This is a genomic window from Pseudoalteromonas sp. 5Ae-yellow (assembly GCF_014077565.1).
Classification (GTDB): Bacteria; Pseudomonadota; Gammaproteobacteria; order Enterobacterales; family Alteromonadaceae; genus Pseudoalteromonas.
Window position 1 is genome coordinate 44220 of record NZ_JACGWD010000018.1, and the last position, 13725, is coordinate 57944.

Below are 13725 nucleotides of genomic sequence, written 5' to 3' on the forward strand. Positions count from 1 at the left end.
ACCTCATTTCTATATAAATTAATAGGAACATCATGTTAAATACCCCATTTTCTCCTTGGCCTAGCTTTACTCAGCAAGAGGCCGATGCCGTTAGTCGTGTAATTTTATCGAATAAAGTTAATTATTGGACTGGCACAGAAGGCCGTGAGTTTGAAAAAGAGTTTGCTACTTGGGCTGATAGTGAATATGCCATAGCGCTTGGTAATGGCACTTTAGCACTTGATTTAGCACTTAAAGCCTTAGATGTAGGCGCTGACGATGAAGTAATAACTACGTCTCGTACATTTTTAGCATCTGCCTCAAGTATTGTTACTGCTGGTGCTGCTCCTGTGTTTGCTGATGTTGATTTAAATAGCCAAGCAATTACAGCTGATAGTATTAAAGCAGTACTTACACCTAAAACTAAAGCAGTGATTGTGGTGCATTTAGCGGGTATGCCTGCGGAAATGGATGACATAATGGCGCTAAGTAAAGAACATGGCTTTTATATAATTGAAGACTGTGCCCAAGCTCATGGTGCTAAATATAAAGGTAAGTCTGTTGGCAGCATTGGTCATGTTGGCGCATGGAGTTTCTGCCAAGATAAAATCATGACGACTGGTGGCGAAGGCGGCATGGTAACCACTAACTCAAAAGAGTTATGGTCTGCTATGTGGAGTTATAAAGACCATGGTAAAAGCTTTGATGCGATATATAATCGTGAACACCCACCAGGATTTAGATGGTTACACGAAAGCTTTGGTACCAACTGGCGTATGACTGAAATGCAAGCAGTACTAGGCCGTATTCAACTAACCCGTATGGTTGATTGGACTGCTAAACGTCAAGCATATGGAGCTGAGCTAGATAAAGCTGCCAGTGAATTTGACTGTATTCGTTTAGTATCAGTGCCAAGCTACATTGAGCACGCTGAGTATAAACACTATATGTTTGTTAAACCTGAGGAACTAGCTGATGGTTGGGATCGCGACCGTATTGTTAACGAAATAGTTGAACGTGGTGTACCGTGTTTTCAGGGGAGCTGCTCAGAGGTTTACCTTGAAAAAGCGTTTGATAATACCCCATGGCGCCCAGAAAAACGTTTACCTAATGCAGTTGAGCTTGGCGAAACGTCATTGATGTTTTTAGTACACCCTACATTGACTGAAGCAGAAATAGCTAAAACAACCCAAGTGATGAAAGAAGTATTCGCGTTGGCGTCTAAATCTTAAAGGTGCGATTAACACTCAATTTCTAATTGTCAGTAAATAATGGCGATTAAAAGCTGTACTCGGTGTTTAGGGTTAATATAGAAAATTTGCTTATGAGATGCAGTTTTGAGTAAAGCGGGATGCTGACTTCATTACTTGGTTAGGTTTTATAGTTCTTAAGCGCAATCCCAATCGTATATTATATCGGGAGTACTTTTTTGATTTTTTTAACTAGTTAATTCTAAAGTATTTATTTTAAAATGCGTCTCAGGCTGAGACATTTCTGAGACACATTTAACCATCATTTATTACACCAATAGTGAGATATCTGAAATTATCAACTTCCCTCTATCGGGCTGTAATATTGTAATTCATTACTATTTACTCAACGATTGACTTCATTAAAGCTAATTACCCTAGTCTATTATTTGTTATAGTTACCAAATTGTTAATTTCACACACGATACTGGGTTGACCTCGTATTTACACCACAAAGGAACGTGCCATGGATAGTTTCATTCGCTCTATTTTAAACGCATCGCGTGCTAAAAAACGTATAATTACACTGTGTATTGATTCGTTATTTATTGTATTGGCGTTTTGGCTAGCGCTTATTGTAAGGCTTGATAGCTTTGAGTCGCTGCAGCGTTTAGATAATTGGCTTTTATTGGCAGTGTTAATTCCGGTTAGCTTATATACATTTATAAGTTTAGGCTTGTATCGTGCTGTACTTAGATACATGAACTCACAAGCTATTTGGGCAATTGTACTAGGCACTGTAATAACAACGGTCAGTTTGGTTTTAATCGCCTTTTTTATAGGTATAGATATACCGCGCACGATGCCATTTATATTTGCGTGGTTGTGCTTATTAACTGTCGGTGGGTCTCGCGTATTGGTACGCGCGATGATTGGCAGAATGACGACAAGTAAAAAAGAACCTGTCATTATTTATGGGGCGGGTTCTGCCGGACGACAATTAGCGACGGCATTAGGTGCTGGTCCAGAATATTTTGTTAGAGCGTTTATTGATGATGATGCAACTAAACATGGTTCAATCATTCAAGGTATACCCGTTTTATGCTTTAAAGGTATTTACGAGCTCATAAATAAACGCAAGGTAAGCAAAGTTTTATTAGCACTCCCAAGCGCAACTCGCGTACGCCGTAAAGAAATACTCGCTCAGTTAGAACCTTTAACAATTAACGTACTCTCAATACCGGGTATGGCTGATGTAGTCGAGGGCAAAGCAAAGCTTGCTGAAATAGCAGAGGTTGGTGTTGAAGACTTACTTGGTCGTGACCCTGTAGAACCAAATACTGATTTAATGACCGCTAACATTGAGAATAAAGTGGTTATGGTTACAGGAGCCGGTGGTTCTATCGGCTCAGAACTGTGTAGACAAATAGTTAAACAAAAACCTACAAAGCTTGTTTTATTTGAGCTTAGTGAGTTTGGTTTATATTCAATAGAAAAGGAGCTTAGTGAGTACATTACTAATAATAACCTTGATATTGAGTTAATACCTATAATGGGCTCGGTGCAACGTATTAACCGAATTGAAACTGTAATGACAGCATTTGGTGTGCAAACTGTTTATCACGCAGCTGCTTATAAACATGTTCCTTTAGTTGAGCATAACGTTGTTGAAGGTGTGCGCAATAATGTATTTGGTACTTATTACGCAGCAAAAGCCGCGGTTAATGCAAAAGTAGAAACTTTTGTGCTTATATCAACAGATAAAGCGGTACGTCCAACAAATGTAATGGGCGCGACTAAGCGTATGGCAGAACTCTCTTTACAAGGGTTAGCGCAAGAGCAAGGTGTAAAACATAAAACACGTTTCTGTATGGTGCGCTTTGGTAATGTATTGGGGTCGAGTGGCTCTGTAGTGCCGCTATTTCGCAGGCAAATAAAAGAAGGTGGCCCTATAACGCTAACACATCCTGATATAACACGCTTTTTTATGACGATTCCTGAAGCTGCGCAATTAGTAATACAAGCAGGGGCGATGGGCAAAGGTGGCGACGTATTTGTACTCGATATGGGCGATCCAGTTAAAATTAAAGATCTTGCAACTAAAATGGTTCGTCTTTCAGGTTTTGAAGTTAAAAGCGATACTAATCCACATGGCGATATTGAAATACTGTGTACGGGTTTACGCCCTGGTGAAAAGCTCTACGAAGAGTTATTAATAGGCGATAACGTGGGTGAAACATCACACGAACGTATAATGACAGCCAGTGAAGTTATGCTACCTTTAGCTGAGCTTAACGTGTTTATAGAAGCGTTAGATATTGCATGTCATAACTTTGATCATGAAACAATTCGCCAATTGTTGTTAGATGCACCCACAGGCTTTAATCCAACCGATGGCATATGCGATTTGGTTTGGAATGCAAAAATAGGACAGTCAAGCGCGGATAAACAAAAGGTTGTGAATATAAATTAAGAAATTTTTTCGCACTTTGTTGATGTAAGGGTATGTATTTAGCCTTATATATTAAATTAAATTTAAAGCGTGAGTTTAACTCGCGCTTTTTGTGCTTTGTAGTAAAGCTTTATTTTTAGAATAATAGAGTTAACTAAGATTAATGACGCGTATAGCGTATTTGTAACATTTATAAAGGAATAATTATGCCACGTAAATATTTTGGTACCGACGGAGTAAGAGGTAAGGTAGGGACTTTTCCAATTACGCCTGATTTTGCAATGAAATTAGGCTGGGCCGCGGGTACTGTTTTAGCATCAAGTGGTACGAAAGAGATTTTAATAGGTAAAGATACACGTAATAGCGGTTATATGTTTGAGTCAGCCATAGAAGCCGGCCTTTCTGCTGCGGGTGTTAATGTGGCATTTGTTGGGCCAATGCCTACACCTGCGGTTGCTTATTTAGCATCCACTTTTAGAGCCGATGCAGTCGTTGTAATTAGCGCATCACATAATCCATATTACGATAATGGTATAAAATTTTTCAATAATTCTGGTACGAAGTTAAACGACGAGCAAGAGCTTGAAATTGAAGCCTTACTTGAGCAAGCATTAAATAATAACGCTATGCAGTGTGTAAGCTCAGAACGCTTGGGTAAAGCAAGACGCATTAACGATGCCGCAGGTCGATACATTGAGTTTTGCAAAGGCATATTTGCTAAAGATTTAACACTTGAAGGGTTAAAAATTGTTGTCGATAGTGCAAATGGGGCTGCGTATCACATTGCGCCTAATGTTTATGCAGAGCTGGGTGCTGACGTTATTAGCATTAACGATAAACCAAACGGTTTAAATATAAATGAGCAATGCGGTGCCACGCATCTAGATAGCCTTCAAGCAGCTGTACTTGAACATAAAGCAGACTTAGGTATTGCGCTTGATGGTGATGCCGACAGATTAATGCTTGTTGATGACAGTGGCGCTGTGATTGACGGTGACCAAATCCTTTATATTTTAGCTAAAGCAGCAAAGCTGCAAGGCAAAATGCAAGGTGGTGTTGTTGGTACACTGATGTCTAACCTGGGGTTGGAACTAGCGCTTAAGGAAATGGATATACCGTTCAAGCGCGCTAAAGTAGGTGACCGCTATGTTGTTGAGCAGCTTAAAAATACGGGGTGGAAACTTGGTGGTGAAGGTTCAGGCCATATTCTACACTTAGATTATGCAACCACAGGTGATGGTATTGTCGCTTCTTTATTGGTATTAACAGCGCTTATTCAGCAAAAGCAATCATTAAAAGATTACGTAGCAGGTATGCAAAAATTACCGCAAGTACTCTTAAATGTGCGTTTATCACAAAATAATGCGAATGAAATCTTAAATACTGATTCAGTGAAGCAAGCAGTAGTAGAAGCTGAAACACTATTGGCAGATACAGGCCGTGTTTTACTACGAAAATCAGGCACTGAACCACTCATCCGTGTTATGGTCGAGTCAACTGATTCTGTCGCATCTCAAGCGCAAGCTGAGCATATTGCTACGGCAATAAAAGCGTTATTGTAGAAATATATAGGTTATAGAAGGTGAGGCTTCAATCTCACCTTCAAATATATCTATGGGCTACGTATATAATTGGGGTTGAAATTACTGGCTATATGGCACTATTATTTCCCGAGTTTGCAAGCTAAAACGTGGCTAATTTTATTTAGCATTTTAATCAAACGCTTCATGCAATCCCACGCTCAACCATCATCTCATTAAACGCAAATCCATCCTGCCTTGACGCATTAGCAACATAAGGCGCATATACTTCAAACAGTAAACGTGTATCGCTATGCCCTAACATATGTGAAATATAAAGCGGGTTTTCGTGCGCAGCAATATGCAGCACAGCCGCAGTGTGGCGTGTTTCGTAAGGACGTCTGCGTGCCAGACCCGCTTTTTTTAGAGTGGGAAACCAAAGCTGCTTACTCACAAAGTGATTATCAAGTGGATTGGACTTATGAGTAAATACAAACTCATTACTCGCTTGGCTTTTTAAGCGGTTGAACAATGCATAGAGTGTATCGCACATTTTTAATTCACGGCGTGACTTAGGTGTTTTTACATCACACAACTCACCATTGACCCAGTTATGGCGAATTCGAATCAACCTATGGTTGAAATCTATATCTCCCCAACGTAAACCGTGAACCTCACAGCTACGCATCCCTGTCCAAAAACGTACTTTAAAGTAATCTTTCCACTCAATAGGTGCCGCCTCTAAAAAGCATTGCACTTCATCTGCCGTTAGCGGGTTAGAATCAGCACGCTCTTCTTTAAGCGTTTTGTATCGACGCATAGGGTAAGCAAAGTCATGCTCTTCAGCCGCTAAACTTAAAATCGCAATAAGTGGCCACAGGATGCCATTAATGCGTTTATTGGTGAGCTTTCGTCGACCATTCTTTTTTATCATCGTTAGACTTTCACGAAAATAATCCACATTGGCGAGTGTAATTTCACTCACGAGAATATTCCCAAACTCAGCGATTAAATACGTATCGAGTGTATTGCGCATAACGCTTTGATAGCTTTTCTTCCATTTCGCTTTTTGGCGGTCAAACCATTCATTGGCGTAATCGTTAAAAAATGGATACAGGCGATCGGGGTCTTTAGTGCGTTGCAGTGTTTCAAACTTCGCGACTTTTTTGCTATCAGGAAAATAATCACGGTATTGAAACGTTTCTAAGTCAATTTCCGCGTTCATTTTTTTGAGGGTAGCATTGGCTTTTTTTAAATTAGCCGGCGTTGCCATGAGCTTAGTGCCTTCACGAAAGCGTTGCCCATACAGGTGTAAATCAAATTGAATACGCCCATTCGGGCGAATACGAATGTGAGCCATAATGGCCTCCATTAGTTAGTCGATCTATAAATAGATCTATCCCTCACCAATGGAATTCGTTAGAATTAAGCCATCGGCTGGGTAGGTTTAAATGTCGAGCAGCCGATACGGGGTAGGGAGGTTGCCGCCTCTTTACCCCAACTGCTTATAAGATACCAACTCGCAATAATACGTAATCAATCTGAAGTATTAGACCTGACGCTAACAGCGTTAAAAATTTCTGATTTAGAACCACTAAATAACAAAATTTTTGCCTTGTTTTCGACACGGTTTTCTTGCTTCACAATAGCTTACTAAATTAAGCGAATTGGTATTTTCCCCAATCATGCTAATACCATACACTAGGTACGAAATCGCACAACTGATTAAAAATACACTAATAAATATAACAGTAACTGTTTATTTGTCCAGTGTTTTTGTGTTAATACTCTTCCCCTTCATCAGCATAGAAAGCAAATAAATCCTCTTGTACTTCTTGTTTCTCATGCTGCGTATTACCTTGGTTTTTATTAAAACTTTCAAGCATTGCTAGCACCCTCGGTAGCTCGCTTTCGTTTTTTTCTATCGCAATGCTACGATAAGGTAGTTTATCTTCTAGTGAGTAATACACCCCTAGCTTCAGTTCACCATTTTGATATTTAATAATTTCTAGCCGCGTACTTGTAGCACCAATTAAATCTTTGATTTTTATACTTAGTAAGTCTCTGGGTGAAAAGCGATACAGAGAACCATTATTACTCTTTTTACCACTTACTTTTGATACCGTTACACGGTAAACAAATTTATATGGGCCTGTAAATACAGCAATTGCAGCTTCTTCATTGCTCAAATACAACAATGCGTCATTTGCTTTTTTGATGACTCCATACGATATAAAACAGTGTCTAAGTTCTTTTTTAAATGCATGAAAGTCTAACTCAGCGTACTGTAGAGTCTGTGTTTTTTCTGGCGTTTTTGTATGAAACTCGTTGAGCCCAGCTACAGAGCTGGTTACTGAACCTTCATCTACTTTAAATATGAGTAATTCCCCTTGTTGGGCTATTTCAATCTCATTACTATTTGTGCTGTAACACAAGTCAGTTAATTGTTTAGTAATTTCAGGCGTCATAACCATAGAGATAGGCAGTTCTATGTCGTTGGGTAAATGCTTGTCTTCAACTTTTCCATCGCGTTGTACTCGAATACGCTGGTGTTTCTTATCGAGTTCACAAAGTTCAAAAGGCATATGCTCTGTAGATTCAAAAACTATACGTTCAATAACTGATTTGGAGACGATCGTGGTTGGGAGCTTCTTATTATCTTCAAGGTAAGTTAAATGTTCTTTAAAAGTATCACTGCATTCACATCGACGTAATGTTGCTTGATTGTCTTTGAGGCCAATTTGAAACAACTCTATGAAAGAGGAGTTAGCTGATGAATTTTGAAAGCCTAATTCAATATCTTGGTTTGATGCAAAGTAGTAAGGTAGCTGTTTTGCGTAGCTACCATCAATAGAAAACGTCGAGTCTTTTAAGTTAGTCGATCGTTTATCAAGTATAAAAACACAATGCGCAAACAGCGGTTTTTGACCGGTGACTAACGTTAAAGAACGTTCTTTCTTGTTTATTAATACTGTTGCTGAGCTATCAGCATAACGAGTATCAATATTTTCAGTTATGTTTTTAAGTAGCTCTTTTTTATTACGGGGAATAATCATTTTCATTGTTGAACCTCATGAGGTTGGAAAGACTGAATAAAATTTTGTGCAAATTTGAGCACATTGGGGGGAAGTGATGTTTTGGGACTTAAATAAATAGTCAGCTGAGTTTTTCCTGCTGATTGTTTATAGATTTGAACAACTTCGTTTTTCTGAATAAACAGTTTCTTTAGTAACTGTAGTTGTCGGTCGCTGTTGATTTTTCGATTGACTGATAATACAAATTTACTCGTTAACCAACCCCAATCGCTATGTCTAAAAGCGGTGGTAAATGCACGAGCGTTTTTGCTATTGCAGGCCAGCGTGATTTGTAATGATTGGCCATCATCAGAAAGTGCAACGGGAGGTAGATTGCTTAGAGCTGTATGCTGCTTTTTAGAAACCGGTTGAATATGATGCTTACTGCCATTACCCCATATAAAGCTCAGTGAATATAAGTCGAGGGCTTTATTTTTTAGCATGGCTTTAAATATGAAGCCGAGTAACGTGCGTTTACTGTTATTAATTGATTTTTGCCAAGCTAAAGCATAATCAACAGTTGATAGCGTTTTTTTTGTTTGGACCCCTTGGCCAAATATGACCTCTCTGAGCTTGTTATCGCACAGTCTTACAGGTTGACTACGTTTTTGTCCCAGTGCTTTATTGGCATAATCAGGGCTCAGCTTAAGTAATATACGGGATAGGTCGTTAGAATTAGGCTTTAGCCCAAATAAATAGCGCAGTTCACTGTGAGTATATTCACGAGATATATACGGTGAATGAGTACGGCTAACGATAGGTAGCAACCATTCAATATCGTGTAAGTATGACCAACGTGTCGTGCTGTAGTGAATATGGCCAATTTGCAGACCCATTTCATCTAAAAGTGCGGCATCATTAATCTCACACACGGATCTGCCTTCAAACCAATAATCAAAGCGTATACTCACTGCCTTACTAGATAGGAATTCACACTCAAGTATTGTTTCCCCTCGTAGCTCATCAGGTGTATTACTTACGCAATGAAGTGTTTGCAGCATAAAAATATGTACCCCACTGTGTCTTAAATGATGAAAGTTAAAGTGCGAACCAAACAAACAGCGCAATGCTCGTGACACGGGTAATAAGTAATAAAGCTGCCGCGAATGATATTTTTCACCTTCAAATCCAAGCAAAGGTTGATCGCGATCAGAGTGTTTCTTAATTTCAAATAGATAAATAAGCAATTGACGATACTGTTTAGGGATTGTGGTGTATATCTCTCGTGAAGTATTACCTTTTGTTTTGCCTTCAGGGGTATTAGCAACGGTAACGGTTAAAAGCCCAGTACGTGGTTTAAATCGAATATCTTTACGGCGTAATCTCAGAACTTCACCGCGGCGAAGCATAGCGTAAAATCCCAATAGCGCAGCGATCGTACAAAACAGACTACGAAAAGGGTATTTAGATTTATTATCTATAAGCGTTTTAATTAGGTGATCAAGTTCGTCTATGTTTAATCGAGCAGGACTCACCGAAGGCGGTACTAGAGGCGAACTAAAGTTGGATAAATCAAGCGTATCCGTTTGTTCCTGGTAGCTTAAAAAGCGTAAAAAGTTATAGAAGGTTACTTTTACATTGTCGGAGTCTATCGAGTCATAGACAGTTTTGGCCCATGCATTAATAACCTCTTCACTAATAGCATCGGCGTAGCATAGCGGGTAGGGCTCAAGTTTACTTTTAAGCGAGGTATAACTTTTAATAGACCCGAGTGCAAGGATCGCTTTCTTAACTCCTCCATACACGAGTAGCTGTTTCGTATAATCGAACAACAAGCGCGGTAGAATATTATTGGCATCCCAAGGAGGTGTTTCGATAGTTTCCAAGCTTTCTGAATGTTTAAGTAGTATTTCGTGTGGCCAGCGTATTTTTTTTTGTGATTTAGCTAATGAATCAAACCACTTCGTATCCCAGTCAATGGCATAAATATCAGCCTCTTTTATTTTGGATGCCGTAATGGTGTTTGACAGGCCTACATGTCGCTCAGGGTTAGCCAAATCCTTAATGAAAACAGGCGGTAGCTGAAAACGAAGATACCAATGGATTTGAAATCGTTTCGGCCATATTTGCTTTCTAATACAGGCCGGTAACCCATTTTCTTCCAACCAACTTGATAAGTCTGCATACAAACATTTTGAGCTTATTCTTGGAGGTGATTGCGCATAATAATTCTCTAAGAAACGATAGCTTTCGATCGATAAATAATAATGAGTTGCTCTTAATTCATCTGCTCCATACCCCATGTGAGTAATAGCAAGGCGTGGATTATCTTCTTTATCTATAATCGAATTTGGATTATTTAAAATAGCGCTGATATGCGCAAGTGATAAGGGAGCCACTTCAAACCCTATCATTAATGCCATAAAGCTAGGTGTTAATGTCCCTCTTGTATCAAAAAAATAAGTTTTTTGTTGCTGGTAGCGAGAAAAAATTAGCTGTGCATGCGCAGTACCTTTTGCAAGTTCCTCAAAGTATTTAAGATTAGTATCGCTTATTGTGTGTTTAACAAACTCAGGGACTTGCCAATGAGCGATGTCAGCTAAATAAAAAAGAATCCCTTCAAGCGCTTGCCGATATATTCGTTGTTTTCCTGTTGGAATAGTATTGATCTGCCGATTGATACACCTAAGATCGCTATTATCGATAATACGCGTTTTCTTTTCTGCTAGTTGCCAACGATCTAATACCCAAAAGATTGCGTCTTCAGTGACCTTTAGTGGCCAAAAGTGAATCAAATAATCAGAGATTTGTTTAGTGTGCAGATTTATTAATCTTTCAGACATATGTTAAAGCCTTTAGTCCTAGACGCTCTGGTAGAGAATTTAGATAGCTTTTCATTGCATCGAATCGAGCTGGAAACAACATATCGCTTCCGAGTCGCTCTCCCAGGTTTTCATGCCCCATGAGACGGTCAATATCCTGATCGAATAGCTTTTCTGAAAATGTATGGCTATTAGCGCAATGACAAAAGAAATGACGTAGTTGGTAAGGCACAATACCAGGCCAAACCTTTGCCATGAATAAGCGTAATTCGCGACTAGTCAGTGGTGTTGGTGTGTTTTGTTCATCACACTTATACCAAAGCTCATCTAACTCTTTATGTATATTAAGTTGCGAACGAACAACTGATTGTAATAATAAGTACTGGTTAATTTCTTGCTGCAAGTAATCACAGAGTAAGAGTTGTCTAAGGCGTCCTTTATCTTTAATAAAGGTAATATCAGAATCTGAATAGTAGACAGATAAAATACTGATGCTATGGGTAGGCCTTGCGCCTGTAAGAGCAATAAATAGCAGTGCAATGCGATAGGTCGCATAATTGTAGTAATCACGTAACGCTGATTTATTTACGTTTTGAGTATTTTTACTGCCGGCTTTTACAAACGTACTTTGGTGAGCGCTTTCGACTAATGTATGTAGTTCGTGGAAAAACTGACTGACGTGGTTATCTTCAAGTGAGCGAAGGCTACCTATTAAAGTTGCTGGAATACGTTTTTTATTAATGCCATTTTGTGCGGTATCAAGTTCAAACTGACTTATCTCCCCCGGTTGCGATAAATAGCCAGCCTTTTTTATTGACGCTTTAATAAGGTTTATAGAAACCCCTTTTAGAAAAAGTTCAAAATACGCGAAAAGTTGAGCGTTCCTTGCTTCGTCTATGAGTCGTGATAAGTAGCGGTTATGCGCATCAAATAACTTATAGCGGATACGATCACTATTGAGCTGCTGGTAATACATCGCGCTAGTATGATGTGCTTTATCAGGTTCAATAAGCTGTAGTCGAACAATCGCACCCAGTGTATTGTCGGCTCGAGCACAATTAATAAAGTAATGCTGGAACGTATCTTTGTGCATTCGCGGATGCTTTGTTAATGTGCTTGGTGTTTTCCAAGTAGACTTCATCAGCTCAAACAAATGTACTTTGCCAGTTGGGCTTAAAAAAGGCGTATCGTAAGATTGAACACTAATAAACTTTTGAAAAAATGTATTTAAGTACGTAGGCATAGGCTGCCATAAATACATAATATGTTTTTTGTACTTACAAGGTCGCGCATACTCAGCCCACGATAGTGTGCCATCAAAGTAAGTTCTAAAGGTATTTTCCTGACAGGGAGTCGCGCCAGATATTTTAACAAAATCAGGAATATCTTTTGGCATACTAATCTGTTTCCAGTCTTGTGTTAGCCACATAAACATTGCCACCGCGGTCATCGCCGGGCGAGTTTTAGCATCAACCTTAGCCAGCTTCTTCAACATAATGGCTAAGGTTGTGGCATGCGCTAATGCATTAGGGTAACAACCACCGGAATTATTTAAACGGTTACTTCTTGCAATATGGTCAGTTAAACTCACGCTTGGCACCTCATTTTCGAAAAGCAGAAGGCGAGGTATTGGCTAAATTAGCCAATACCTGTTGTTTAGATATTGGTATACATTGTTCTTCGAAACAACTAAGCCGGCGTTTCAGGTTTGTGCTTAAGTTAGCTTTCAAAGACAGTGTTAGTGCGTGGTCGTATAGCAATGTAGTTGCAAGTACATACTCGACGGCTTCTTGGGGATAAATCTGTAATTTTATATTTAATTCCGCTTTTAGCGGGTGTGCTTTAAAGCGCTCAAACATACCACTTGATGCAAGCGTTAAGTAACTATCGTCGTGAGTATTGGTAGTGACAGCTAAAGGGCGCAAATCTAGCAACAATTGCACGACTTTAATTGGCAATGCATGAATACTTTGATTGGCTTTTAGCTGTACCACATCATTTTTTGTCAGTTCAATTAACAGCGGGTGAGCTTTTAACTCAGCCTTTGAAAGTGGGATCGATTTCTGTCTGTATTTCATAAATTCGTTTTTCCATACGTTTTAATTATTAAAGGATCATAAAACTTTAATTTTACTGCTATGACGATTAAGTCATGCTAATAAGGCCTACATAATCGAAGCAGAATTAAAAAAGTTACCTTGTTAGAAATACAGAAAAGGAATAATTAGCTTCATAAATACAGAGCTAATCGCAAATTGATTTTAAATAAATTACTTTTATTTCAATTTTTAGTGATTATTCTGTTTTTATGCTTAAAGCGGATTTGAAGATGGTGAATAAGATTCTTTATATATTTGATACATATGAAAGGGGAAAAGTTACTGATGAAGTATCATTGATTTGTCACCTTTTTGAAGTTTGTCGATTTACCCCAAAAACGTAAATAGTGTCATTAAATCGTTCATTTTAGACACGCTATTATTCATTTTAAGAAAGGCGTAGACAATATGGCTATAACGCTTAAAGTGTTGCAAGTTATAAAATAGCTAAAGTATTTTGACTGCTATAAATGCAATTGGGCTATTGAATACGTTAAATTAAATACTGCGTAACTTGTAAATAGAGTTCGCTGCCGAACCATTTATGAGTTTTCGACTCAGCTTTATACTATTCAATTTGTAAAAAAGAGTTCGCTGCCGAACCATTTATGAGTTTTCGACTCAGCTTTATACTATTCAATTTGTAAAA

8 protein-coding genes are annotated in these 13725 nt (G+C 38.7%); 3 read left to right on the forward strand and 5 right to left on the reverse strand.

The window, feature by feature from the left end:
• Positions 1 to 32: 32 nt before the first annotated feature.
• The 3 genes from H4J63_RS07195 (at position 33) to glmM (ending at position 5183) form a co-directional block, all read left to right on the forward strand.
• Entirely contained in the window at positions 33 to 1211 is a 1179-nt protein-coding gene (locus H4J63_RS07195) for a DegT/DnrJ/EryC1/StrS aminotransferase family protein (RefSeq protein ID WP_182195686.1), read from the forward strand.
• Positions 1212 to 1695: 484 nt separating this feature from the next.
• Positions 1696 to 3642: a nucleoside-diphosphate sugar epimerase/dehydratase gene (locus H4J63_RS07200; protein ID WP_182195689.1), complete on the forward strand. Its 1947-nt coding sequence runs from the start codon at positions 1696 to 1698 to the stop codon at positions 3640 to 3642.
• Between the two features lie 185 nt (positions 3643 to 3827).
• Entirely contained in the window at positions 3828 to 5183 is a 1356-nt protein-coding gene (gene glmM / locus H4J63_RS07205) for a phosphoglucosamine mutase (RefSeq protein ID WP_182195692.1), read from the forward strand.
• Positions 5184 to 5346: 163 nt separating this feature from the next.
• Here the strand turns inward: glmM and H4J63_RS07210 are convergent, their stop codons facing one another.
• From H4J63_RS07210 to H4J63_RS07230, 5 genes are all read right to left on the reverse strand, one after another.
• Positions 5347 to 6501, reverse strand: coding sequence for a site-specific integrase (locus H4J63_RS07210; protein ID WP_182195695.1), 1155 nt, complete (start codon positions 6499 to 6501; stop codon positions 5347 to 5349).
• Between the two features lie 421 nt (positions 6502 to 6922).
• Entirely contained in the window at positions 6923 to 8203 is a 1281-nt protein-coding gene (locus H4J63_RS07215; protein ID WP_182195697.1) for a hypothetical protein, read from the reverse strand.
• Positions 8200 to 10998 (reverse strand): site-specific integrase, encoded by a 2799-nt coding sequence (locus tag H4J63_RS07220; RefSeq protein WP_182195698.1) that lies wholly within the window; start codon positions 10996 to 10998, stop codon positions 8200 to 8202. Before H4J63_RS07220 ends, H4J63_RS07215 begins: the two co-directional genes overlap by 4 nt.
• Positions 10991 to 12568, reverse strand: coding sequence for a hypothetical protein (locus tag H4J63_RS07225; RefSeq protein WP_182195700.1), 1578 nt, complete (start codon positions 12566 to 12568; stop codon positions 10991 to 10993). The genes H4J63_RS07220 and H4J63_RS07225 overlap by 8 nt, the downstream gene beginning before the upstream one ends.
• Before the next feature lie 10 nt (positions 12569 to 12578).
• On the reverse strand, positions 12579 to 13055 hold the full coding sequence (locus H4J63_RS07230; protein ID WP_010555241.1) for a hypothetical protein: 477 nt from the start codon (positions 13053 to 13055) through the stop codon (positions 12579 to 12581).
• Positions 13056 to 13725: the final 670 nt, after the last annotated feature.